The 23572-nt window shown below is 77.1% G+C and carries 25 protein-coding genes; 17 read left to right on the forward strand and 8 right to left on the reverse strand.

Features of this window, described 5'->3' with window-relative positions; all coding sequences use genetic code 11:
* Positions 1-73 precede the first annotated feature (73 nt).
* The 6 genes from KPF22_RS12060 to KPF22_RS12085 all read left to right on the forward strand — a co-directional run bounded on the left by KPF22_RS12060 (position 74) and on the right by KPF22_RS12085 (position 7181).
* A complete protein-coding gene (locus tag KPF22_RS12060; protein WP_208824223.1) occupies positions 74-2374 on the forward strand; it encodes a pyruvate dehydrogenase in 2301 nt (766 codons plus the stop codon).
* A 68-nt stretch (positions 2375-2442) separates the two neighbouring features.
* Positions 2443-3231, forward strand: coding sequence for a sugar phosphate isomerase/epimerase (locus tag KPF22_RS12065; RefSeq protein WP_208824187.1), 789 nt, complete (start codon positions 2443-2445; stop codon positions 3229-3231).
* On the forward strand, positions 3228-4298 hold the full coding sequence (locus KPF22_RS12070; RefSeq protein WP_305080315.1) for an ABC transporter substrate-binding protein: 1071 nt from the start codon (positions 3228-3230) through the stop codon (positions 4296-4298). Before KPF22_RS12065 ends, KPF22_RS12070 begins: the two co-directional genes overlap by 4 nt.
* Positions 4295-5326 carry an iron chelate uptake ABC transporter family permease subunit gene (locus tag KPF22_RS12075; RefSeq protein ID WP_224402088.1) on the forward strand — a complete coding sequence of 344 codons (1032 nt, stop codon included), beginning with the start codon at positions 4295-4297 and terminating at the stop codon, positions 5324-5326. Before KPF22_RS12070 ends, KPF22_RS12075 begins: the two co-directional genes overlap by 4 nt.
* Positions 5323-6387: an iron ABC transporter permease gene (locus KPF22_RS12080; protein ID WP_224402089.1), complete on the forward strand. Its 1065-nt coding sequence runs from the start codon at positions 5323-5325 to the stop codon at positions 6385-6387. The genes KPF22_RS12075 and KPF22_RS12080 overlap by 4 nt, the downstream gene beginning before the upstream one ends.
* A complete protein-coding gene (locus KPF22_RS12085; RefSeq protein WP_224402090.1) occupies positions 6384-7181 on the forward strand; it encodes an ABC transporter ATP-binding protein in 798 nt (265 codons plus the stop codon). The genes KPF22_RS12080 and KPF22_RS12085 overlap by 4 nt, the downstream gene beginning before the upstream one ends.
* Before the next feature lie 71 nt (positions 7182-7252).
* Here the strand turns inward: KPF22_RS12085 and KPF22_RS12090 are convergent, their stop codons facing one another.
* Entirely contained in the window at positions 7253-8494 is a 1242-nt protein-coding gene (locus KPF22_RS12090) for an MFS transporter (protein ID WP_208824181.1), read from the reverse strand.
* A 159-nt stretch (positions 8495-8653) separates the two neighbouring features.
* On the opposite strand from KPF22_RS12090, the gene amiA reads away from it, so the two are divergent.
* From amiA to KPF22_RS12110, 5 genes are all read left to right on the forward strand, one after another.
* Entirely contained in the window at positions 8654-8773 is a 120-nt protein-coding gene (gene amiA / locus KPF22_RS32035) for a streptamidine family RiPP (RefSeq protein WP_020625778.1), read from the forward strand.
* 100 nt (positions 8774-8873) lie between these two features.
* Complete coding sequence (locus tag KPF22_RS12095; protein ID WP_224402091.1) at positions 8874-9710, forward strand: hypothetical protein; 837 nt, start codon at positions 8874-8876, stop codon at positions 9708-9710.
* On the forward strand, positions 9707-11326 hold the full coding sequence (locus KPF22_RS12100) for a CocE/NonD family hydrolase (protein ID WP_224402092.1): 1620 nt from the start codon (positions 9707-9709) through the stop codon (positions 11324-11326). The genes KPF22_RS12095 and KPF22_RS12100 overlap by 4 nt, the downstream gene beginning before the upstream one ends.
* Positions 11323-12684, forward strand: coding sequence for a YcaO-like family protein (locus KPF22_RS12105; RefSeq protein ID WP_224402093.1), 1362 nt, complete (start codon positions 11323-11325; stop codon positions 12682-12684). Before KPF22_RS12100 ends, KPF22_RS12105 begins: the two co-directional genes overlap by 4 nt.
* Complete coding sequence (locus KPF22_RS12110; protein ID WP_224402094.1) at positions 12681-13784, forward strand: hypothetical protein; 1104 nt, start codon at positions 12681-12683, stop codon at positions 13782-13784. Before KPF22_RS12105 ends, KPF22_RS12110 begins: the two co-directional genes overlap by 4 nt.
* A gap of 18 nt (positions 13785-13802) precedes the next feature.
* On the opposite strand, the gene KPF22_RS12115 is transcribed toward KPF22_RS12110, so the two are convergent.
* Positions 13803-14777 (reverse strand): proteasome assembly chaperone family protein, encoded by a 975-nt coding sequence (locus tag KPF22_RS12115; protein WP_062396020.1) that lies wholly within the window; start codon positions 14775-14777, stop codon positions 13803-13805.
* A gap of 146 nt (positions 14778-14923) precedes the next feature.
* Here KPF22_RS12115 and KPF22_RS12120 point away from each other — a divergent pair, with 146 nt between their 5' ends.
* On the forward strand, positions 14924-16222 hold the full coding sequence (locus KPF22_RS12120; protein ID WP_208824173.1) for a nitrate/nitrite transporter: 1299 nt from the start codon (positions 14924-14926) through the stop codon (positions 16220-16222).
* Between the two features lie 136 nt (positions 16223-16358).
* Here the strand turns inward: KPF22_RS12120 and KPF22_RS12125 are convergent, their stop codons facing one another.
* Positions 16359-17057: a PadR family transcriptional regulator gene (locus tag KPF22_RS12125; RefSeq protein WP_224402095.1), complete on the reverse strand. Its 699-nt coding sequence runs from the start codon at positions 17055-17057 to the stop codon at positions 16359-16361.
* A 290-nt stretch (positions 17058-17347) separates the two neighbouring features.
* Between KPF22_RS12125 and KPF22_RS12130 the strand changes: the two genes are divergently transcribed.
* Complete coding sequence (locus tag KPF22_RS12130) at positions 17348-17698, forward strand: hypothetical protein (RefSeq protein WP_224402096.1); 351 nt, start codon at positions 17348-17350, stop codon at positions 17696-17698.
* A 16-nt stretch (positions 17699-17714) separates the two neighbouring features.
* Here KPF22_RS12130 and KPF22_RS12135 read toward each other — a convergent pair whose 3' ends face one another.
* A complete protein-coding gene (locus KPF22_RS12135) occupies positions 17715-18269 on the reverse strand; it encodes an NADAR family protein (protein ID WP_224402097.1) in 555 nt (184 codons plus the stop codon).
* Between the two features lie 11 nt (positions 18270-18280).
* A complete protein-coding gene (locus KPF22_RS12140; protein WP_224402098.1) occupies positions 18281-18745 on the reverse strand; it encodes a MarR family transcriptional regulator in 465 nt (154 codons plus the stop codon).
* Positions 18746-18864: 119 nt separating this feature from the next.
* On the opposite strand from KPF22_RS12140, the gene KPF22_RS12145 reads away from it, so the two are divergent.
* Together KPF22_RS12145 and KPF22_RS12150 are read left to right on the forward strand one after the other, a co-directional pair.
* Complete coding sequence (locus KPF22_RS12145; protein WP_224402099.1) at positions 18865-19308, forward strand: CBS domain-containing protein; 444 nt, start codon at positions 18865-18867, stop codon at positions 19306-19308.
* 78 nt (positions 19309-19386) lie between these two features.
* Positions 19387-19782: a YkvA family protein gene (locus KPF22_RS12150; protein WP_208824163.1), complete on the forward strand. Its 396-nt coding sequence runs from the start codon at positions 19387-19389 to the stop codon at positions 19780-19782.
* Here the strand turns inward: KPF22_RS12150 and KPF22_RS12155 are convergent.
* The 3 genes from KPF22_RS12155 to KPF22_RS12165 all read right to left on the reverse strand — a co-directional run bounded on the left by KPF22_RS12155 (position 19758) and on the right by KPF22_RS12165 (position 22096).
* The gene (locus KPF22_RS12155; RefSeq protein ID WP_208824161.1) at positions 19758-20228 is read right to left on the reverse strand and encodes a hypothetical protein; all 471 of its coding nucleotides are present in this window, start codon (positions 20226-20228) and stop codon (positions 19758-19760) included. The two genes, KPF22_RS12150 and KPF22_RS12155, sit on opposite strands and share 25 nt — an antisense overlap.
* A 113-nt stretch (positions 20229-20341) precedes the next feature.
* Positions 20342-21166 carry a glycerophosphodiester phosphodiesterase family protein gene (locus KPF22_RS12160; protein WP_224402100.1) on the reverse strand — a complete coding sequence of 275 codons (825 nt, stop codon included), beginning with the start codon at positions 21164-21166 and terminating at the stop codon, positions 20342-20344.
* Between the two features lie 111 nt (positions 21167-21277).
* The gene (locus KPF22_RS12165) at positions 21278-22096 is read right to left on the reverse strand and encodes an SGNH/GDSL hydrolase family protein (protein ID WP_208824157.1); all 819 of its coding nucleotides are present in this window, start codon (positions 22094-22096) and stop codon (positions 21278-21280) included.
* 165 nt (positions 22097-22261) lie between these two features.
* On the opposite strand from KPF22_RS12165, the gene KPF22_RS12170 reads away from it, so the two are divergent.
* Both KPF22_RS12170 and KPF22_RS12175 read left to right on the forward strand, forming a co-directional pair.
* Complete coding sequence (locus KPF22_RS12170; RefSeq protein ID WP_224402101.1) at positions 22262-22441, forward strand: hypothetical protein; 180 nt, start codon at positions 22262-22264, stop codon at positions 22439-22441.
* Positions 22442-22588: 147 nt separating this feature from the next.
* A complete protein-coding gene (locus KPF22_RS12175) occupies positions 22589-23572 on the forward strand; it encodes a M23 family metallopeptidase (RefSeq protein WP_224402102.1) in 984 nt (327 codons plus the stop codon).

Consider the following 23572-nt stretch of genomic DNA (forward strand, 5'->3'; position numbering starts at 1 on the left):
GTTGTGCACTCGTCGATGTGGTGGTGGGCTGGCTGGGCAGGCTGCATGGGCGATGAGGCTGGAGTGGTGGGCGATGGGCACGCAGACGGTGGCGACGGACACGCTCGTCGAGATCGAGAAGCGGGTGCTGTGGCTGTCCACCGCGATCGTCGACGCGGCCAACCGGCGCGGCGACCCCAGCGGGCTGAAGGTGGGCGGGCACCAGGCGTCGTCGGCGTCGATGACGACGATCATGACCTCGTTGTGGTTCGAGCACCTGCGGGCCGGGGACCGGGTCTCGGTCAAGCCGCACGCCTCGCCGGTGCTGCACGCGATCAACTACCTGCTCGGCGAGCTCGACGAGCGCTACCTGGGCACGCTGCGTGCCTTCGGCGGGCTGCAGTCCTACCCGTCGCGGTCCAAGGACCCCGACCCGGTCGACTACTCGACCGGCTCGGTGGGGATCGGCGCGACCGCCCCGATCTGGGGTGCGCTGGCCCGCCGCTACGTCGACACCCACTTCGGCGGCGCCGGACAGGGCAGGCAGTACTCCCTGGTGGGCGACGCCGAGCTCGACGAGGGCGCCGTCTGGGAGGCCATCCTCGACCCGATGGTCGGTGAGCTGGGCGAGGTCGTGTGGATCGTCGACCTCAACCGGCAGTCCCTGGACCGGGTCGTCCCCGCGATCGGCGCGCCGCGGATCGAGGGCATGTTCTCCGCGGCCGGCTGGCAGGTCCTCACCGTCAAGTACGGCAGGCTGCTGCACGAGCTGTTCGACCGCCCCGGCGGCGACGCGCTGCGCGCCCGGATCGACACCATGCAGAACGCGGAGTACCAGCGGCTGCTGCGCTGCGACGCCGACGAGGTCCGCACCCGGCTCCCCGACGGGCACGCCGATCTGGAGGAGCTCGTCGCCGGCCTCGACGACGACACCCTGCTCGCCGCGGTGCGCAACCTCGGCGGGCACGACACCGCCGCGCTGCGCGACGCGTTCTCCGCGATCGACGACACCCGGCCCACGGTGGTCCTCGCCTACACGGTCAAGGGCCACGGCCTCGCGACCGCGGGCCACCCGCAGAACCACGGCTCGATCCTGAGCGCCGACCAGGTCCGCGAGCTGGCCGACGCCGTCGGCGCAGACCCCGACGACCCCTGGCGGCGATTCGACCCGGAGTCCCCGGCGGGCGAGGTGGTGGCCGCCGCGGCGCAGCGCCTGCACCGCGACCCGGTCGACGACCAGCCGGTCCCGCCGCTGCCGACCGACATCGGACGCACCCCGACCGGGCGGGCCACCACCCAGGCCGCGCTCGGCCGGGCGCTGCTCGACCTCACCCGCGAGGCCCCCGAGGCGGCCGGCCGGGTGGTCACGCTCTGTCCGGACGTGTCGTCGTCGACGAACCTGGGCGGCTGGGTGAACAAGGTCGGCGTCTGGTCCACCGCGGAGCGCAAGGACTGGTTCGACGACGATCCCGAGACGATCCTGCACTGGCGCGAGCGGCCCACCGGCCAGCACCTGGAGCTGGGCATCGCCGAGGGGAACCTCGTCGGGGCGCTGGGGGAGCTGGGTGCGACCTGGTCGCGCTGGGGCCGTCCGGTGCTGCCGATCGGGGTGCTCTACGACCCGTTCGTCGAGCGCGCGCTGGAGCCGTGGTCGTTCGGCATCTACGCGGGTGGCCAGTCGATCCTCGTCGGTACGCCCTCCGGGGTGTCGCTGGCCCCCGAGGGCGGTGCCCACCAGTCGGTGACGACGCCGTCGGTCGGGCTGGAGCAGCCCGGCTGCGTCACCTACGAGCCGGCGTTCGCCATCGACACCGAGTGGACGCTGCTCGCCTCGCTGGCCCGGCTCGGCCGGCCGGACGGCACCAGCGCCTACCTGCGCCTGTCGACCCGGCCGGTGGACCAGACCCTCGCGGCGGTCCCGGCGGACCCGGCCGCGCGCGAGCGGCGCCGGCGCCAGGTGGTCGCCGGGGCCTACCCGCTCCGCCGCGCCGCGGGCACACCGGCGCTGACCATCGCGGTCGCCGGCGCGCCGACGACCGAGGCACTCGCCGCGGCGGACCGGCTCGCCGAGCTCGGCCACGACGTCGACGTCGTCGTGGTGACCAGCCCGGGGCTGCTGTTCGACGCCCTGCAGGCCCGCGCCGGACGCCCCGCCCGTCCGCAGGCCGAGCCGTGGATCCTGGAGTCGGCGTTCCCCGCGCGCCGGGCCGCGCCGCTGGTCACCCTGCTCGACGGGCACCCGCACACCCTCGCGTTCCTCGCCGGGGTCAACCGGGTCCCCGCGACGCACCTGGGCGTGCACCGCTTCGGTCAGTCCGGCGATCTCGCCTCGGTCTACGCCCACCACGGGCTCGACGCGGACACGGTCGTGGCGGCCGGGCTCGATCTGCTCTAGGCGGAACCGGACATCGGGTGACGTACATCGCTGGTTCGCACAATCGATAATGACTACGGTTACCGACCATGCTGCTTCTGGGGTTGGCGTCGGTCACCTTCCGTGAGAGATCCGTTCCGGACGTCGTGCGCCTGGCGGTCGACGCCGGGTCCGAGGTCGTCGAGTGGGCCGGGGACCGGCACGTCCGCCCCGGTGACCGGGCGGCGGCGTCGGCGGCCCGCGGTGCCTGCGCGGGCGCAGGGCTGCGGATCGGCACCTACGGCAGCTACCACAAGGCCGGTGCGTCCGACCCCGGCGAGTTCGACGCCGTCGTCGCGACGGCGGCCGAGCTCGGTGCCCCGCGGGTGCGCGTCTGGGCCGGGACGGCGGCCTCGGCCGACGTGTCGCCCGCCGGGCGCGCCGCCACCGTCGACGCACTGCGGCGCTGCGCCGACGCCGTCGCCGAGCGGGGGATGGGGCTGCTCGTCGAGCACCACGTCGAGTCCCTCACCGACGGCCTCGACACCGCGCTGAGGCTGCGCGCCGAGGTCGGCCACCCCGCCCTGGTCACCCACTGGCAGCCGCGCGAGCTGCCCGACACCGACGTCTGCCTGGCCGAGGTCCGCGCGCTGCGCCCGGCCACCGTGCACGCGTTCTCCTGGGGCGCCGACGGATACACCGAGCGGCTGCCGCTCGGCGACCGCGCCGACCTGTGGGCCCCGGTGCTCGCCGAGCTCACCGCGCAGTCCCGCGACGACGGCACCGACACCGAGGTGCTGCTGGAGTTCGTCCCCGGCGACACCGCCGCCTCGCTGCGCCGCGACGCCGCCGCGCTGCGCGACCTGCGGGCCGGGCGCGACCTGGCCGGTGCGCGATGAGCGCCCGTCGCCCGCCCGCCGATGCCGACGCCGGCTCCGCCGCCGCCGCTCGCACCGTCGCCGCCGCCCGGTCCCGTGCCTCCCGGATCGCCGCCCTGCTGCCGGTCGCGCTGGTCGCCCTGCTGCTCGCCGGGTGCGGTGGGACGGCCGCGCCCGCGCCGGAGGCGGCCGCCGAGCGGCCCGCCGTCAGCCGGGACGTCGCACCGCTGGAGCCGGCACTCTCGGTCACCGACCCGCGCGGCACCGCCGTCACCGTGCCGGCCCCGCCGACGCGCATCGTCTGCCTGACCGGCCTGTGCGACGACATGGTCGTCGAGCTGGGGCTCACCCCGGCCGGCACCTCCACCCCGGCCCTGCTGAAGAACCCCGTCCTGCTCGGCGAGCGCGCCGCGCAGGTCCCGACCGTCGCCGGCAGCTTCGGCAGCGAGGACGTCGAGTCCATCGCCGCGCTGCGTCCCGACCTGGTGATCGGGCTCGGCGGAGTGCACGAGCCGCTGCGTGCGGCGATCGAGCGGTTCGCCCCGTTGTGGCTGGTGCAGCCGACGACCTGGGAGGAGTCGGTCGGCTACCTGCGGGACCTGGGGTCGCTCACCGGACGCACCGCCGAGGCCACCGCGGGCGAACGGCGCTTCCGCACGACGCTGGCCGACGGCGTCGAGCAGGCGCGCGCCACCGGCCAGGCCGACCGGAGGGTCCTGCTGATGTACGGCAGCGCCGACACGATCGGCGTCGACACCACGGACACGGTCAACGGGAACCTGCTCGCGACGCTCTACGACTACCCGTTCGTCCCGCGCGGCGCCGACGTCGAGACCGCGAGCACCTACAGCGTCGAGGAGATCCTCGCGCAGGCCCCGGACGTGGTGTTCGCGTTCTCGCTGCTGTTCTCCTCCGCCGACCGCACCCTGACCGACCAGCTCGCCGCGAACCCGGTGTGGGCCCAGGTCCCCGCGGTGCAGCAGGGGAACGTGCACGAGATGGACCCGCGGCTGTGGGGCAGCGGGCGCGGCACGCGCAGCCTGGGCGCGATCGTCACCCAGTCGCTCGCGGTGGTCCCCGGCCGGTGAGACGGGCCCTGCTGCTGCTCGCCGTCGCGGCCGGGACGGTGCTGCTCGCCGCGCTGGTCCTCGGGACCGGCACCCCGGCCGTCGCCCCGCACCGGCTGCCCGCCGCGCTGGGCGCGGCGGGCGGGATCGAGCACGTCGTCGTCACCGAGCTGCGGGTGCCGCGGCTGCTGCTCGGTGTGCTCACCGGCGCCGCGCTCGGGCTGGCCGGGTTGCTGCTGCAGGACGGTCTGCGCAACCCGCTCGCCGTCCCCGAGCTGCTCGGGGTGTCCTCCGGTGCGGCGGCCGCGGTGGCGGTCACGGTCGTCACCGGGGCCGCGGTCCCGTTCGCGCCGCTGCTGCCCGCCGTGGTCGGCGCGGTGACCGGGGGAGCGCTCACCCTGCTCGCCGTCCGCGGCGCCGTCGGCCCGGCCGCGGTCCTGCTGATCGGAGCCGGGGTGGGCGCGGCGCTGCAGGCGCTGCTGCTCGCGGCGGTCGCCATGACCGGCTCCTCGGAGCAGGGCGTGCTGGTGCGCTATCTGCTGGGCTCGCTGACCGGCACGACGTGGGCGACGGTGACGCCGGTGCTGCCCGCGCTGGCGGTCGCGTTCGTCGCGGGGGTCGCGGTGCTGCCGCTGCTGGGGCCGCTGCGTCTCGGCGACGACGCCGCCTCCGCGCTGGGCCTGCGCACCGGGGCGGCCCGGGCGGCGGTGCTGGGCGTGGCCTGCCTGCTCGTCGCGGCCGTGGTCGGCCCGGCGGGGCCGGTCGCCTGGGTCGGGTTCCTCGCCCCGCAGCTGGTGCGGGTGCTGCTCCCCGCGGCCCGGCCGCTTCCCCGCGCCGCGGCCTGCGCCGGGGCGGGCGCGGCCGTGGTCGTCGTCGCGGACCTGCTGGCCCGCACCGTGCTCTACCCGGTGGAGCTGCCGGTCGGCGGCTTCACCGCGGGGGTCGCGATCGTCGCGGGCGGGCTGCTGCTGGTGTGGCGACGCCCGCGGGCCGCCCGCACGGCCGGTCCCGCCCGCGCCGCCGGTCCCGCCGCGGCGGTGGACCGGTGAACCGCCCGGTGGGCCGGGGGGCGCCGCTCGCGGCCCGGTTCGGGCTGCTCGGACTGTGCGTGGCGGTCGCCGCCCTGGCCGGGCTCCTGGTCGGCACCGCCGTCGGGCCCGGCACCGCGCTCGCGGCGCTGGCCGGGTTCGCGGACCCCCTGTCCACCGACCTCGTCCGGGAGCTGCGGGCACCGCGGGTCCTGGTCGGGCTCGCGGCCGGTGCCTGCCTCGGCGTCGCCGGGACGGTGCTGCAGGCGGTGCTGCGCAACCCGCTCGCCTCCCCGGAGGTGACCGGCGTCGGCTCCGGCGCGGTGCTCGGCGCGGTGCTGGGGACCGTGCTCGGCGGACCGGTCGGCACCCCGCTCGGCGTGCTCGGCGTGGCCCTGCTCGGCGGGACGCTCGGCGGCGGGGTGCTGTGGCTGCTCGCCGGTCGGGCCGCGGGGCCGGGCACCGCGGACCCGCTGCGGCTGGCCGTCGTCGGGGTGCTGGTGTCGGCGGTGCTCGGCGGGACGACGTTGCTGCTGCTCACCGCCCGCCCGCAGCTGGCCGGGTCGATGGTCCGGTGGCTGGTCGGCTCGCTCAACGGGCGTGGCTGGGAGCACTGGGACGCGCTCTGGCCGGTCGCGCTGACCGCGGTGGTCCTCGCGGTGCTGCTCGGTCCGGTGCTCGCCGTCCTCGGCGTCGACGACGACCACGCCCGCGGCGTCGGCCTCGCCGTGTCCGGGTGGCGCTCGGCCGCGGTGCTGCTGGCCGTGCTCGCCACCGGCGGGGCGGTCGCGGCGGTCGGGGCGCTCGCGTTCGTCGGGCTGCTCGCCCCGCACCTGGCCCGTGCGGTGCTCGGGCTGCGGGGCGCGGCCGACCCGCGGCTGCTCGTGCCCGCGTCGGCGGCGGCCGGGGCGGGCACGGTCGTCGCGGCCGACGTCGTCGCCCAGATGCTGACGGCGCTCGCCCCGGCCGGGGACCGGCCGATCGGGGTGCCCGCGGGAGCGGTGACGGCGGTCGCCGGCGCGGTGGTGCTCATCGGGATCGTCCGCCGACGGTCCCGTACGACGGTGGGAGGTGCGCTGTGACGGTGCTCAGGGCCGAGGCGGTGACGGTGCGCTTCGACGGGCGCACCGTGCTCGACGGCGTCGACCTGGCGGTCGACCGCGGGCAGTGGCTGTCGCTGGTGGGACGCAACGGCTGCGGGAAGACCACGCTGCTGCGGGTGCTCGCCGGGCTGCACCGGCCCGACGCGGGCGCGGTGCACCTGGCCGAGCGGCCGCTGGCCGGGACCCCGCGCCGGGAGGTCGCGAAGCGGGTCGCGGTGCTGCCCCAGGCCCTGCCGCCGCTGGGCGGGGTGACCGTGCGGGCGCTCGTCGCACAGGGCCGCTACGCCGTCCGCGGGCCGCTGGGCATGCTCGGCGGCGGCGCCGACGCGGCGGTCTCCGACGCGCTGGCGGCCACCGGCACGCAGGCGTGGGCCGACACCCCGGTCGAGCTGCTGTCGGGCGGGGAGCGCCAGCGGGTGCGGATCGCGCTCGCCCTGGCCCAGGACGCCCCGGTGCTCCTGCTCGACGAGCCCACCACCTACCTCGACGTCCGCCACCAGCTGGAGGTGCTCGACCTGGTCCGGGAGCTGCAGGTGCAGCGCGGCCTGACCGTCGTCGCGGTGCTGCACGACCTCGCCCAGGCCGCGCGGTGCGCGGACCGGATCGTCGCGCTGCGCGACGGGCGGGTGCACGCCGACGGCGCACCCGGCGACGTCGTCGACGACCGGCTGCTGGCCGAGGTGTTCGGCGTGCGCGGGGTCGTCTCGACCCACGAGGGGCGACTGACCTGCAGCTACCTGGACTCCACCCCGGCCCGGCCCGCCAGCGCCTGACCGCGCACCCATCCCGTCGGGACCGGTGCTGCCGCGCACCGGGCCGGGGGGCCCGGACGGGGGCGGCCCGCTCAGCCGCGGGCGGCCCGGCGCAGCGGCGGGGTGAGCCACGCCAGCGCGACCCCGGCGGCCAGCACCGCGGCCCCGGCCGCCAGACCGCCGCGCGGGCCCGCCGGTGTCGTCGCCACGACGCCGGCCAGGGCCGCCCCGGCGGGGGTGCCGAGGCCCCAGGACAGCATCCGTGCGGTCGTCGAGACCCGGGCGCGGGCGTGCTCGGGCGTGACCTGCAGCCGGTAGGTGACGGCGTTGAGCACGACCGTCGAGTACGCCGCCCCGAACGCCGTCGCGGCGAGGAGTGCGGGGACCCAGTGCGTCGCCGACACCACCGCGACCGCGCAGGCCAGCGACACCGGCAGCCCGGCCAGCGCGAGCCGCGCCCCGCCCCAGCGCTCCGACAGCCGCGGGACCAGCCGGGCCGCGGCGAGCCCGCCCACACCCCAGCAGGCGAACAGGAGGCCGAGCCGGGCGTCGCCGTCGGCGCGGATGCCGAGCACCCGGTCCGCCCACGGCACGGTCATCGCGAGCCAGGCACCGCCCGCGACGGCCTGGGTGGTGCCGACCAGCGTCAGCGTGCGGACCACCGGATGGCCCATGAGCAGTGCCAGGCCCTCACGCACGTCGGCGAGGATCCGGGTCGGCGCGCGGGTGCCGGGCCCGGGGGACAGGCTCCCGGCGACCGACCGGATCAGCAGCGCCGACGCGACCGCGGTGAGCGCGGTGACCGACAGCAGTCCGGCCGGGGCCAGGGTCGCGACGGCCAGCCCGGCGAGCGGCGGCACGACCAGCTCGACGACGGTCGTCGCGCCGTAGAGGGTGGAGAACGCCGCGGTGATCCGGTCGGGCCCGACCAGCGTGGGCAGGGCGCCGAAGTTCGCGGCGTCGAAGAAGACGAAACCGGTCTGCACCGCGACCGCCGTGCCGAGCACCTGCCACGGTGTGAGTACCCCGGCCCACCAGGCGAGCGGGATCCCCGCGAGCACCGCGCCGCACGCCAGGTCGACGCCGACCATGAGCCGCCTGCGGTCGACCCGGTCGGCCAGCGCTCCCGCGACCAGCCCGAACAGCAGGTAGGGGAGTGCCTCCGCGGTCGCGATCGCCGCCGTCCACGCGGGCGAGCCGGTCAGCCGGTAGACGAGCACGGGCAGGGCGACCGCGGCGACCAGGGAGCCGGCGACCGAGACGACCCGGGCGGCGAGGTAGCGGCGCAGGTCGGCGCGTTCGTGCTCGGGGGCGGTCGGGGCCGTCTCGCTCACGGGGTCCTTCCGTCAGGGATGCGCGAACCATAGTGTGAAACGACAGTCATCACCAATAGTAGGTAACGAGACGTGGACCACTGTTGAAAATCGATGTCGTTTGTGACCACGATGGAGTGGTCCGGAACCGGACGATGTCACCCACTGGAGGAGAAAACGATGAAGGACATCTTCACCGAGCTCGAGGCCGAGCGCGCCCTGCCGCACAACTCCGCGAGCCACTCCAACGCCCTCGTCGAGAACCCGTTCGCGACCGAGCAGGCCGCCGAGCAGGAGTGACACCCGCCGCGGGCCCGGCACCGGTGACGGTGCCGGGCCCGCGGTCTGCCGTGACCGACCGACGGACCAGGGAGTGCGAGTGGAACGACTGCGACCGGGCGTGAGCGTGTTCGAGGTCCCCGGGCGGGGCTCGGCGCTGCGGGAGGCCTCCGGCCGGTTGCGTGGGGTCGAGCTGCCCCGCGGCACGGTCGAGGCGCTGACCCGCTGGTTCGACGGCGCCGACCCCACACCTCCGCCGGGACTCGACCCGGAGCGCGGCGCGTTCGCCGCGGCCGGGTACCTCGACGACACCCGCCCGGCCCGGACGGCCACCGTGACCGTCGCCGGTGACGGCGCGCTGGCCGACGCCGTCGCCACCGCGCTCGCCGGGCCCACCGTGCGGGTGCTGCGCGGGACGGTCGAAGAGCTCGCGGCCGTCCCGGCCCGCCCGGACCCCACGCGCCCGCCGACCGGCGTCGTCGCCACGGGTGGTGCGGATGCGTCCACGACGCCGACCGCGGTCTGCCTCGTCGCCGACGGGCCGGCACCCGCATCCTGGACCGCGCTGGACCGGCTGCCCGACCGCGGGACGGCCCTGTTCCGGCTCGCCGTCGAGGGCCGGCACGGGATCCTGGAACCTCCCGCCCTACACCCGGGCGACGCCGGGCACGCCGACGTCCGCGCCCGCCGCCTCGCCGCGGCCGGATCCGGGCACCCGCACCTGCTCGCGTACTGGGAGGCCGCCCCAGCCGCCCCGACCGGGCCCGGCGACCACGCCCTGCTGGCCGCGCTGCTCGCCGCCGACGTGCGCGCCTGGGCCGCCGGCCACGACGTCCCGGCGGTCGGTGACCTCGTCCCGTCCGCCCTGCCGGCCCGGCGCCGTCTGCGGGTGGTCGACCTCGACACCGCCGCGATCGCCGACCACCCACTCCTGCCGGTCCCCGACAGCGCGCCGTGACCGACCCCGCCCGGCCCGGCCCGGCAGCCCGGGCCACCGACGACCTCGACCTGACCGCGCCCGACGGGGTGCGGCTCGCCGCCACCCTCGTCCGCCCCGCCGCCGCGACCTGGCCCGCGGTGCTCATCCGCACCCCCTACGGCCGCGGGCGGCTGCTGCCCGAGGCCCGCGGCTGGGCCGCGCACGGGTTCGGCTGCCTCGTCGTCGACGTCCGGGGGCGCGGCGGCTCGACGGGGGAGTTCCGGCCCTACGCCCACGAGACCGGCGACGGCGTCGTCGCGCTCGCCGCGCTGCGCGCGACCCCCGGCTGCGACGGCCGGGTCGTGCTGGCCGGCGCCAGCTACGGTGCGCACTGCGCGGTCGCCGGTGCCCTCGCCGACCCCGGCGTGTGCGGGGTGCTCGCCGCGGTCCCGGCACTCGGGCCCGGCGAGACCGCCCGCGAACCCGGCGGTGCCGCCCGGCTGGCCTGCCGGATCGGCTGGTGGTCCGAGCACGGTGCGGGCGCGCGTCCCGCCGCCCCGTCGGCGGCCGCGACCCTGCCGGTCTCCGGTGCCCTGACACCCGCCCCGGACGGGTGGGCCGACCTGTGGGACGCACCCGAGGAGACCCCGTGGCTGTGGTCGGGGATCGCGCGGGCCGCGATGCCGCTGCTCGCCGTCGGGGGCACCGCGGACCCGTTCGCCGCACGGACCCGGGAGCTCGCCCGGCGCTGGGGCGGGCCGTCGCGGCTCGTCCTGGGGCCGTGGGGGCACGAGCTCGACGCTCCCGCACCCGGCGCGGTCCTGGCCGGACGGCGGATCGGCGCGGTCTACGCCGCCTGGGCCCGTGCCGCGGTGCAGGGCCGGCCGCGGGGGCGCGGGGCACTCGTCGCGGTGGGGGAGACGGGGCGCTGGGTGCGGGCCGGGGACGGGCCGGCACTCACGGTCGCCGCGGCGCCGCCGGACGGGTTCCCCGCCGGCTTCGTCGCCGACCCCGAGCGGCCCGTCCGGTCCCGCCCGCCCGGCGCACCCACGCCGGCTCTCGCGCCGACCGACGGCGCCGCTCCCGCCGCTACGCCCCCTGCGGCGACCCCTGCGGCGACCACTGCCACCAGCACCGGGACGACCGCCGCAACCACCAGCGCGACCACCGCCGCAACCACCAGCGCGACCACCGCCGCGACCACCGAGTCGGCCGCCGCGGGCCGTCCTGCCGACCGGGTCGTCGCCCACACCCCGCCCCTGCCGGCTGGGGTGCTCGCCGGGCCCCTGGTCGTCACCGTCACCGGCGACACCGACGCCCCCGACGCCGACTGGGTCGTCCGGGTCGGGCTCCGCGGCCACGACCTGGTCACCGCCGTGCACCGGCGCCGCGGTCCGGCGTCGCGGGAGGTCGTCGTCACCACCCCGCCGGTCGGTGCCGCGCTCGCCGAGGGCGACCGGCTGCGCATCGAGATCGCCGGGCACCACTGGCCCGCACACGCCCGCAACCCGCACACCGGGCGGGACCCGGCGCACGCGACCGAGCTGCGCGCCGACCGCCGCACCGTCCACGCGCTGCGCCTGGACCTGCCGCACGTCCGACCCGGCCGCGACGAGGTCGCCGCGGCCGCCATCCCCGAGGAGGTCACCCTGTGACGGCACCGACCGTTCCCGTACTGCCGGTGGAGGTGCTGGTCGACCCGCTGGGCGGGATCGTCCGCCGGCTGGTCGACGTCGCCCCCGTGCCGGGGCTGCCCGCCGCCTACACCGCCGTCACCGCGGAGGTGTCCGACGCGCGCCGGCTCGGCGCCTGGCCCGCGGACCGGGTGAGCCTCGGCACCACCTTCGGCGACCGCGACGGCGCCCGCACCGCCGCACTCGGCGAGGCGGTCGAGCGCTACTGCGGCAACCGCGTCCCGCGCGACCTGCCGCTGACCACGGCCGCGGAGCTGCGCGCCGCGGGACACCGGTGCTGGGGACCCGAGGAGCTGCCGCTGCTCGCGCACTGGCAGGACGGCCGTCCCTACCAGCGCTTCACCGAGGACCTGCCGATCCGCTGGATCGCCGGCGTCGAGGCCGACGGGGAGCCGACCTGGCTGCCCGCCTCCTGGGCGCTGCTCAACCACCACAGCGGGGCCCGTCGCGACGAGCCCCGCTTCCACCACCTCAACTACGCCGGCATCGCCACCGGCGACGGCGCCGTCGACGCCCACCGGCGCGGCCTGCTCGAGCTCGTCGAACGCGACGCGCTGGAACGCTGGTGGCACCTCGGGCTGCCCTCCCACGGCATCGACCGGGCGTCGGTCCCCGGGCTCGACGCCGCGCTGGCCGGGGCCGCGTTCGACGTCCATCTCGTCGAGCTGCCCACCGAGTACCCGGCGGCCGTGGTCGGTGCCGTCGTCGTCGACCCGGAGACCGGGATCGTCGCCGGGGGTGGCGCCGCCCGTTTCGACGCCGCCGAGGCCGCCACCAAGGCGGTGCTGGAGGCCGTCCACACCTGGGTGTTCACCCGCGGACTGCTCGACCCCGACGGCTGGGTGTACGCCTCGATCGAGGCCGGTGTCCTCGCCCGCGGCCTCTACCTCGACCACCGCGCCGACCGCCGTTACCGCGACGACGCCGGCGGGCGCTACGCCGCCGTGCGCGACCTCGGCGCCCAGGTGCAGGTGTGGCTCGACCCGCGCGTGCAGGAGGAGTATCTGCCTCGGTTCACCGCGCCCGCGACCCGCGGCCCGCTGCGCACCGGGCCGGCCGGGGACCTCGCGTCGCTGACCGCCGCGCTGCTCGCCGACGGGCACCGCATCGCCCGCGTGGACCTCACCACGCCCGACGTCGCCGAGACCCCCTGGCGGGTGGTCCGCACCTGCGCCACCGGGCTCGTCCCCAACGCGCCCGCCGCGTTCCGGTACTGGGGGCTGCCCCGCTGGCGCGACACCGCCCGCGCCCACGGGCTCGACCTCGACCCGGCCGCCGGTCCCGACGGGCTCGTGCACTGCCCGCCGCCGTTCCTGTGACGGTGCCGCCCCCGGGCGGGGCCGCACCGCCCCCGGGCGGGGCCGCACCGCCCCCGGGCGGGGCCGCACCGTGCCCGGGCCGGGCCGCACCGGGGCCCGGACCGGAGGGGCAGCGGCACCGGGCCGGCCGCGCCGAGGAGGCCCGGACCGCCGCGGCGTTCCGGCTCGCCTGGTCCGGCGCCGACCCGGGCCCCACCGACCACGCCGCCCGCCCCGCCGAGGCGACCACGGCGGCCCGGCCGGTACCCCTGCCCCGCGACGGCACGGGGACCGGTGCACTGCTGGCGCTGTCGCTGGCCGCCGACCCGGACCGGGTGGTCGGCGGGGTGCGGCTGCGCCGGGTGCCGTCGGCGGGCGGCCGCTACCCGGTCGACGCCCGGGTCGGCGCTCGCGTCTACGACCCGCTCGCCCACGCCCTCGACGGCGGTCCCGCCGACCCGGGTGCCGACGACCACGCGGACCTCGTCCTCCACCTCGCACCGGAGCGGACCACGTGGCGCTACGGCCCCCGCTCGCTGCCGGTGCTGCTGCTCGACCTCGGCCACGCGGCCGCCGCCGTCCTCGCCGCCGCGGCGACGCTGCGCCGACCCCGCACGGCCCACCTCGTCCCCGACGGGGACCGCTCCCGTGTCGTGCTCACGAGCGGACCCGGCCCCGACGGCGCCGTCCCGCTCGGTGCGAGCGCGGATCCGCACCCGGCGGCCGTGCTCCGCGCACGCCGCTCGGCGCCGTTCGCGAGCCTCCGTCCGCCGGTCGCGGACCCCGGGCTCGACCGGGTCGCCCGGACCCGGCTCGGCGCGGGACAGCACGCGGCCCTGCTCGACGCGGGCCACCCGCTCGCGGCAGCGCTGACCCGGCGGGCGTGCGGCCTGCCCGACCTCACCGGCGTCGGCGGGCTGCTCGTCGTCACCGGGGACGTCGACCCCGGCCCGGACACCGTCGCCCAGCACGTCCGGGCCGGCCTCGCCGTCCACGACGCCTGGCTGACCGCCACCGCGGCCGGGCTCACGGCCCGGCCGGTCGGCTGCTGGGTCGAGGCGGTGCTGCACGGACCCGGCGGCCGGGGCCGGGTGCACCACGCCCTCGCGCTCGGCGCCTGACCCGCCGGGGAGGACCGGTCAGGTCGCGGGCGGCAGCGGGGGAGCGGGCGGCTCGTGCGGCGGCTCGTCGCCGGACTTCCCGCCCGGCTTGTCGTCGCCACCGCCGGCGAGGAAACGCTCGAACTCCGCGGCCAGCTCGTCGCCGCTGGGCAGCTCGCCGCCCTCCAGGCCGTCCCGCAGGTCGCCGGACTCCCGGGCCGCGACGACCTGGTCGTACTGCTCCTCCAGCGCCGAGACGACCTGGCCGACCTCCTCCGACGCCGCCATCTGCTCGGCGATCTCGGACTCGGCCTGTTCGGCGGCACGGGTCAGCGTCTCGGTCGGCAGGTAGAGCCCCGCCGACAGCCCCGCGTGGTCCAGCAGCACCCGCGCGGCCTGCGGGTACGCCGAGCGCGACAGGTAGTGCGGCACGTGCACGGCATAACCCACGACGTCCTGCCCGGCCTGCCCGAGGCGGTACTCCAGCAACGCCGCGGCACTGCCCGGGACGTCCGCGGTCGCGAACCACGGGGTGTGGCCCTCCACCAGCTCCGGGCGGGTGCCGTGCGCGGTCACCCCGATCGGACGCGTGTGCGGCACGGCCATCGGGATGCCCTGCAACGTGATCACCAGCCGGATCCCGAGCTGCTCGACCAGCAGCCCGACCGCGGCGACGAACCGCTCCCACTGCATGTCCGGCTCCGGACCGGCGAGCAGCAGGTACTGCGTGTCCCCGGTGTCGGTCAGCGCGACGACGTCGAGCTCCGGCGGGTCGTAGTCGGCCCAGCGGTCGGTCTCGAACCGCAGCGGCGGGCGTCGCGACCGGTAGTCCACGAGCTGGTCGACGTCGAACCGGGCCACCCGGACCGCCTCGCGTTCGTCGGTCAGCGCGCCGACCGCGAGCGCACCCGCGTTGCCGGCGTCGACGAAACCGTCCAGCACGACGATCAGGACCGGCTCGTCGAGCGCCGGCGCGGCCGGGTCGACCTGGTACAGCTGAGCGGGATCGAGCACCGGCGTCCTCCGAGTCGTGGCGTGCACCGCGACCCTATCCGGAGCCCGCTACGGCCTGCCCGGGCGCGGTGTGACCACCGACCCGTGTGACACGGCCCCGCCGGCGCACCCCGCCCGTCCGGGATGGACCAGAATGGTCGTTCGTCATGCACACGTCACGTCGCGCTTACCTCGTCTGGTCCGCCGGTCTGTTCGCCTACGTCGTGGCGGTGCTGCAACGCAGCTCGTTCGGCGTCTCCGGGCTGGAGGCGGCGGAGCGGTTCGGCGCGTCCCCGACCGTGCTCGCCGGGTTCCTCGTCCTGCAGCTGCTGGTCTACGCCGCCCTCCAGGTGCCGGTCGGGCTGCTGCTCGACCGGTTCGGCGCCCGCACCATGGTGCTCGCCGGCGCCGTCACCATGACCGCGGCGCAGGTGCTCGTCGCACTCGCCACCTCGCTGCCGCTGGCCATCGCCGCCCGTGTGCTCGTCGGCGTCGGCGACGCCCTGACCTTCATCTCGGTGCTGTCGGTGCTGGCCACCTGGTTCGCGCCGCGCCGGGTGCCGCTGATGACGCAGATCACGGCGCTGCTCGGCCAGTTCGGCCAGGTGCTCTCCGCGATCCCGCTCGCCACCGTCCTGCACGCCTACGGCTGGACGACCGCGTTCCTGTCCGCCGCCGGGATCGGCGTCGTCGCCACGGTCGCGGTGCTCGCCGTGTTCCGCGACCGCCCGCCCGGCAGCCCGGCCCAGGCCCCGGCGAGCAGCCCCCGCGAGGTCGTCGACGGCCTCAAGGGCGCCTGGGCGCACCCGGGCACCCGCCTCGGGCTCTGGTCGCACGCCGGCACCCAGTTCTCCGGCCTGGTGTTCGCGCTGCTGTGGGGCGTGCCCTACCTCGTCGCCGGACAGGGGATGACACCCACCGGCGCCTCGGTGATGCTGACCGTGCTCGTCCTCGCCGGCGCCGTCGTCGGCCCGGTGTTCGGCGAGTTCACCGCCCGCCACCCGCTGCGCCGCTCCTGGCTCGTGCTGTCGGTCATCGGCGCGACCGCGCTCGTGTGGACGGTCGTGCTGCTCGTCCCGCCGCCCGCTCCGCTGTGGCTGCTCGTGCTGCTCGTGGTGGTGCTCGCCGCGAACGGTCCCTGCTCCGCCGTCGGCTTCGACTACGCCCGCACCTTCAACCCCGCCCACCGGCGCGGCACCGCCGTCGGGATCGTCAACGTCGGCGGGTTCACCGCCTCGCTCACCACCACACTGCTGGTCGGGCTCGTGCTCAGCGTGTCCGGCGGCTACACCCCCGAGGCGTTCCGGCTGGCCTGGCTCGTCCAGTTCCCGATCTGGGCGCTCACCGCCGTCGCGGTCGTCCTCGCGCGGCGCAAGGCCCGCCGGGTGATGGCCGCCGAGGGCACCGTCGTCCCGCCGCTGCGGGAGGCGCTGCGCCGCAACCGGCGCCGGCGACAGGCCCGGTAGACGACGACGGGGGCGGGACCATCGCGGTCCCGCCCCCGTCGCACACGGAGCGGTCTGCCCGTCCGGCGGGCCTCACCCGGTGTCGCCTGCTCCTTCGGCGGGCCTCAGCCGGTGTCGCCCGCTCGTCCGGCGGGCCTCACTCGGCCAGCAGCCGGTACAGCGCCTTGCGGGCCTCGGTCAGCGCCTCGGTCGCCGACGCCACCTGCGCCTCGGAGCCGGCCTCGGCGACCTGCCGCGCGGCGGCGGCGAGCCGGCCGAGCTCGGTGACCAGGCCGGTCGCCGGGTCCGACTCGGCGTCCTCGGCGTCCTCGGCGAAGGGCGCCCACACCGCGTCGAGCTCGGCGCGGTGCTCCTCGACGTGCCGGGTGCCCTCCTCGGTGAGGTGGACGACCCGACGACCCTCGGTCTGCTCGGACCGGACCAGGCCCTCGTCCTCCAGCTGGGACAGCATCGGGTACACCGAGCCGGGGCTCGGCTTCCACTGCCCGCCGGAGCGGCCGGTGATCTCCTGGATGATCTCGTAGCCGTGCCGCGGGCCGTCGGCGACGACCGCGAGCACCGCGGTGCGCACGTCGCCGCGGGCACGCCTGCCGCGCCGGCCGCGGGGCCCGCCGGGGCCGAACCCGCCCGGGCCGAAGCCGCCGGGACCGAACCCGCCCGGGCCGAAGCCTCCGGGACCGAACGGGCCGCCGGGGCCGAACCCGCGGCCGGGACCGAAGCCCCGCCCGCCGGGCCCGCGTCCGTGGCGGTGGGCGCGACCGCGGCGGTGGCCGGGGCCGCCCTCGTCGCGGGGATCGTCACGGTCGTCGCCGTGGACGTCGGGGGTGTCGTGCATGGCTGCCTCCTCCGGGCCGCAGGGGAACCCGGCGCCGCGGTGGCCCCGGGGGTGTCGGTGGGTGCGGGGCCCGAAGGGGCTCCGGAACATGTCGCGCGTGGTCATGACGCGTGGTCCTCTCGTCGTGAGCCTCCTCGTCGATCGGCTCGTGTGCCATCACGATATATCGCGACTGCTCTGCGTTGCAACGGTGGTGGTCTGAGAATGTCCTGAGGGTGCGCGGAGCGGCCCGTGGCGGGTTCACTGTCCCGGCGGGCCGGCGGGCGGTCCGCCGGATGTGAGGGGGAGTCGTGGGGCGTCACGACGCAGGAGCCGGCCCGGCCGGCGAGGCACCGGAGGACACGGCCGAGGAGCTCGACCTCAGCGATGTCTCCGCGGCGCAGCTGCGGGACCGGCTCTCCGCGCGGTCCGACGGCCGCGACGACCAGGTCGTCGACGCCGCGCGCGAGCTGCGGGCGAGCCTGGACCGGCTCGGCGCGGGTCTCGCGGCGCGGCGTGCGGCGCTCGTCGGACGGGCGGGGGAGATCGCCCGGGCCGCCGTGCCCTACGTCGGCGGCGCCGTCGCGACCGGGGTGGGGGCGGTGCTGGTGGCGCGCCGGGCCCGCCGTCCGCGCCGCCCCCGGTACCCCGGGGCGGTCTGACCCGGGCCGGTCGGGGTCAGTGGCTCCCGAGCCCGGCGCGCACCCGCATCAGGGCGAAGCCCAGCAGGTTCCGGCCGGGCCAGCGGTCCGGCGCGCCGAGGTCGGGGTCGTCGGCGGCCAGGCCGATGCCCCAGATCCGGTCGACGGGGGAGGCCTCGACGAGCACCGCGTCGCCGGTGCCCAGCAGGGCCGCGGTGAGCCGCTCGGCGGAGCGGAACTTGGCCCGGTTGCCCTCGACGACGACCTCGACCCGGTGCGCGGCCCACACCTGCGAGTCGAAGCCCCGGACCTCGCGCCCGGCCCGCTTGGCGGTGTCCGGGTCGTCGTCGGACAGGACGCGGGCGAGCGCGTCGTCGTCGCCGAAGGTGCGGGCCTTGGCCGCCATCATCCAGTGCTCGGCGGTGGCGTAGCGGACCCCGTCGACGACGAACGGCGACGGATGCCACTGGCTCAGCACGTGCACGTCGCCCGGCGCGGGCTCGGAGCCCCAGAACGGGACGAACCGCGGGCGCGCCCCCGCCGCGACGGCGGCCCGCAGGGAGGCGACGTCGGTCGGGGCGTCCTCGCTCACACCCTCCGATCCTAGGGTGTCGGCGGGGCCGCCGCGTCGGCCAGCGCGGACAGCAGCTCGGCCGCGCCCACCCGTCGCTCGGGCGGGACCCGGCCCAGCAGGTCGGCGACCGCGGCGCGACGGTGGGCGTCGACCTCGCGGATCAGCTCCCGTCCGGCCGGGGTCAGCTCGACGAGCAGGTGCCGCCGGTCGTCCGGGTCGGGGCGGCGTTCGACCAGGCCGGCCCGCCCGAGACGCACGAGCACCCGGGTGGCGTTCGACGGGTGGACGTCGAGTTCACGCCCGACCGCGGTGACGTTGGTGCGCCCCGCGTCCGCGATCAGCATGAGGACCCGCAGCTGGGGCACGGTCACGGCGTCCCCGGCCGCCGCCACCGCGCGCACGCTGATGCCGGTGAACGCGCGCGCGAGCGCCAGGCCCGCCTCCACCGTCGCGCCGTCCGGGTGATCCCGATCTCGGCCGTGTGCGTCGGTCATCCCCGTCCACCTCCCCCACCAGCGATCTTTACTCCGCGCTGACCGTTGCGTCGATCAATCTTTGCCATTGCACAACTACTGCGCAAGCGCAACAATAGGGACGTCGAAGGGAGAGTTCCATGAAGGTGTCGGACATCCTGCGGATCAAGGGCGACACGGTGCACACCGTGTTGTCGTGGAACACCGTCGCCGAGGCCGCGACCCGGCTCGCCGGTCCGCCGGCGATCGGCGCGCTCGTCGTCTCCGACGACGGCCGTCGCGAACGCGTCGACGGCATCGTCTCCGAACGCGACATCGTGCGCCGGCTCGCCACCGACGGCGCGGGCCTGCTGGATCTCACCGTCGCCGACGTCATGACCCGCCACGTCGTGACCTGTTCGCCGGAGGACTCGCTCACCGAGGCCATGGGTCTGATGAACCGCTGGCGCCACCGCCACCTGCCCGTCGTCGACGGCGGACGGCTCGTCGGGATGATCAGCATCGGCGACGTCGTCAAGCAGCGGCTGGCCGAGATGAGCACCGAGGCCGGGGTGCTGCGCGACATCTACCTCGCCTCGCACTGACCCCGCCCCCGGTCGTCCCCGGTGTGACGTGACCGTTTCGCCGGGAACGACCGGGGTGCGCCGCGCGTTGGACCGGACATGACTGCAGCGAGTGCCACCGCAGGTCGCCGCGCCGGCCGCACGGCCGCGTTCGCGACACTGTTCCGTGCCCTCACCCGTCGCGGCCGCCCCGGCGAGCCCGGCCCCGTCGAACGGTTCCGGGCACTGCCCGCCATGGCCGGCGACGCCTGGCGCGGCACCTACCCGCACCTCGGCAGGGGCCGGGTCGCGCTGTTCCTGATGGCCCTGGCCTACCTGGTGTCGCCGGTCGACCTGGTGCCCGAGGCGTTCCTGACCGTGTTCGGCCTCGGCGACGACGCGGTCGTCGCGATGTGGCTGGGCGGAGCCCTGCTGGTCGAGGCCGACCGCTACCTGGGGTGGCGGCGTACCGCACCGGTCGTCGTCGACGGTCAGGTGCAGGTCGACCGCACGTAGTCCCGGATCCGCTGCGACGCGGCCTGGTACTCCGGGTCCGCCCGGTCCTGCGCGATCCCCGGGTCACGGGCGACGGCGAGGGTGTCCCCGCCGTTGGCCTCCAGCAGGGCGAGCTGACGCTCGACGAGCTGGTCCACCCGCTCGAAGTCCGCGCGGATCTCCTGCGGTGCGAGCGAGGTGACCTGCTGGTTCGCCTGCCGGACGTTCGCGGTGACCTCGTCGACGTCGGAGATCGAGCGGCCGATGCCCACCCCGTTGAACGGCTGGGTGGCGGTGCGGCTCGCCTCGACGGCGTCGCAGAAGGGGCTGGAGGGGCGGTTCTGGGTCGTGACGACCGTGCGGGACGACGAACCCGGCTGGGTCGCCAGCGAGCTGCCGCAGCCCCCCACCAGGAGCAGGGCCAGTGCCGCCGGGACGAGCAGTCCTGGCCGCCGTACAGCCGTCATCCCCGATCCTCCGCTCACCGGCGGGGAAGGTGCCCGCGCCGCGAGGAGAAGTCTAGGGCGCGTGGTGTGAGGTGGATGTCGGCGGTGGGTCGGCGGCGCGGACGCGGATCGGGTCAGCCGGCGAGGACCGTCCGCAGCACCGCGGGCCGGTCGGTGATGATCCGGTCCACCCCGGCGTCCGCGATCCGCCGCATGTCGTCGGGGGCGTCGACCGTGTACGTCCCGGTCTGCATCCCGCGCGCCGCGACCTCGGCGACCAGCGCCGTGTCGACGACCTCGAACGACGGGTTGATCTGGGTGACCCCGTGGGCGGCGGCGTCGTCGAGCTCCGCCGCGGTCGGGCGCCCGTCGAACAACCAGCCGGCCGGGACGTCCGGGGTGGCCTCGGTGAAGCGCCGCATCGCGTCGTGGTCGAAGGACTGCACGACGACCCCGCGCCGGCCGTCGACCTCGTAGCCGACCTCCTTCTCCACGCCGGGGTACCGCGCCGGGTCCTTCAGTTCGATCAGCAGGTCCGCGCGGCCGCCGAGCCGGTCGCCGAACTCCGCCAGGGTCGGGATGCGCTCCCCGGCGAAAGCGGGGGAGAACCACGACCCGGCGTCGAGACGGCGCAGCTCGGCGAGGGTGAACGCGCCGACCGGTGCCAGGGCGCGGGTGGGGAAGACCCGTGCGACGTCGGTGGTGCGGGCCAGCGTGGCGTCGTGGACGAGCACGAGGTGGCCGTCCGCGGTGCGCTGGACGTCGACCTCGACGGCGTCGGCCCGCTGGGCCAGCGCCTCGTCGGCGGCGGCGAGGGTGTTCTCCGGGGCGTCGGCGGAGGCGCCGCGGTGCGCGACGACCTCCGGACCGGACCGGGGACGGTCGGTGTCGGCGAGGGCGGACGTGGCCGTCGCGAGGAGGGCGGCGGGGACGAGGAGGGTGCCGAGCAGGCATCGCACGAGGTGGGTCCTCAGGATCGGGGGCGGTGCCTGGGAACCATCGTGGCGTGGCCGGTCCGGCCGGTGTCGAGCGGGTGTCCGCCGGGGGACGAGCGGGCGAGGACCTGGTGGTCAGGGGAGGGTGACGGCCGCCTCGAACGCGGGCAGGTAGCCGTCGCGGTAGCCCTGGGCGGTCGGGTGGTAGACCGCCGGGGCCGACGCGGGCGGGGGAGTGATCCACGGGTCGGCGGAGCAGATCCCGTGCCCGGCGAAGGCGGCACGGACGTCGACGAACCGGCCCCGGAACCGCCCTGCCGCGTCGGCGAGGGCGGCGTCGAGGGTGTCGGCCGCCCGGTTCAGCGCCTCCCGGCGGACGGCGTTCGGGACGCCGGGGACGTCGCAGTCGGCGCCCGGCTCGAACAGCCGCGGGTAGCCCAGGACCAGGATCGTCGCGCCGGGGGCCTGCAGCCGGACCCCGACGATGGTCGAGATCAGCCCGCCGGGCGCGACCCAGCGGGCGGCACGCTCCCCGCCGCGGACGGCGCGCAGGCAGGTCTCGTCGTCGCGGGCGGTGCTGCAGGCGGCCAGGACCGGACCGAACCCGGTGTCGTTGCCGCCGACGGTGATCGTCACCAGGGTGGTGTCGGCGGAGACGGCGCGCACCTGCCGGGCGATCACCTCGCCGCTGGTGGCGCCGCTGCACGCGACGCTGACGAACGACGCCGGGTCGTGCCGGGCCGCCCACAGTGCCGGGTAGGACGCGGTGCTGCGCCGGCAATCGCCGGTGGCCGGGTCCGGCCGGGCCCCGACACCCGCGGCGTAGGAGTCACCGAGCGCGACGTACCGGACGGGGGCGGCGGCCGCGGTGGCCGGTGCCGGGTCGGCGAGGGCCGCCGGCGCCAGGACGACCAGCAACGCGCACGTCAGCAGGGGGACCAGGAGGCGGCGCACCCGTCCAGACAACCCGCGCGACACCGTGACGGCAATCCGGGCACCGGGTGAGCGGGTGCACGCGCCGTCGACGACGAGGTGCGCCGAACGGGTCCCGGCCCGGCCGCGTGCGCGGAGCGCGCGTCGCGGAGCCACCGCGCACGCGTCGTCACCGTGGGTGAGGGCGTGGACCGCGACGCCCCGGGCCACGACCACTCGGCCGCGGCGCGCGGCCGACGGGAAGCCCAGCTCAGGGCCCTGTCCGAGGTGGACCGGCCGGGCCGGCGCCACGGTGAACGGCAGGTGGCCGGGGCGGGCGGCCGGCGGCGTCCGCTCACCGCCCGCAACGTCCCGTCGGTCTCGTGATCACCCGATCGGGTTCTTCCGTCCGTTGCGTCCGGCTAGCGTCGGTGTCAGATCACGGAACGGTCACGAACCGGACGCGGCTCCTCCCCAGGGGGCCGCCCGCTCCCCACGGGTTGTCCGCCGTTCCGGGATCCGGAAGGAAGGGTCGTGGCACGGCATCGCTCCCCCCGGAGCCGTCAGGCGAGTCTCGCGCTCCTGGCCCCGCAGTTCGCGGTGGCCGGGATCGGGGTCCCGGTCGGCTCGTTACCCGCAGGTCCGCACGTCCGGCGCGCCCGTGACGCCGGGGCCGAGGACGGCTCGCGCCGGCCGGCCTCGACCCGGATCGCGGCCGCCGTCGTCGCGGTGGGCGGTATCGCCGCCACCGCCCACGCGGGTGTCGGCTCCGGCGACCTGTCCGCGACCGTGACGTCCTGGTTCGACACGGCGGGATCGTCGTCGGTGTCGAGCCAGGACGCCGCGCTCCCCGCCGCCGTGCCCGCCCCGCGGGCCGCCGCGGACGACGCCGCCTCGCCGATCGCGGACCCGGCCACCATCGCCTCGCTGGCCGCCCCGGCCGCCGCCCCCTCGGCGGCCGCGCGCACCGTCGCCGTCGCCGACACCGGCCGCGCCAGGGCCGCCTCCGCGGTCCAGGCCGCCACCGCCTCGGTCGACCAGGTCCGCAAGGCCGCCGAGGAGCGCGCCCGGGCGGTCGAGGCCGCCCGCGCCGCGGGTGCCACCGGTGCGCTGCAGTCCGCCTCCGCGGGCGGTGCGGTGTCGATCGTGACCGGCCGGGTCACCTCGGGCTTCGGTTCCCGCTGGGGCACGAAGCACATGGGCCTCGACATCGCCGCCCCGATCGGCACCCCGATCCACGTACCGATCGCCGGCACCGTCATCAGCTCCGGCCCCGCCAGCGGGTTCGGGATGTGGGTCCGGGTCCGGCACGCCGACGGCACGGTCACCGTCTACGGCCACATCAACCGCTCGCTGGTCTCGGTCGGCCAGAAGGTGGCCGCAGGCCAGCAGATCGCCGAGGTCGGCAACCGCGGCCAGTCCACCGGCCCGCACCTGCACATCGAGGTCGTCGACCCGAGCGGAACCAAGATCAACCCGAAGCCGTGGCTCGACGCGAACGGGTTCCGCTACACCTGA

Origin of the sequence: Pseudonocardia sp. ICBG1034, assembly GCF_020131375.1 — a bacterium.
GTDB classification, from domain to species: domain Bacteria; phylum Actinomycetota; class Actinomycetes; order Mycobacteriales; family Pseudonocardiaceae; genus Pseudonocardia; species Pseudonocardia alni.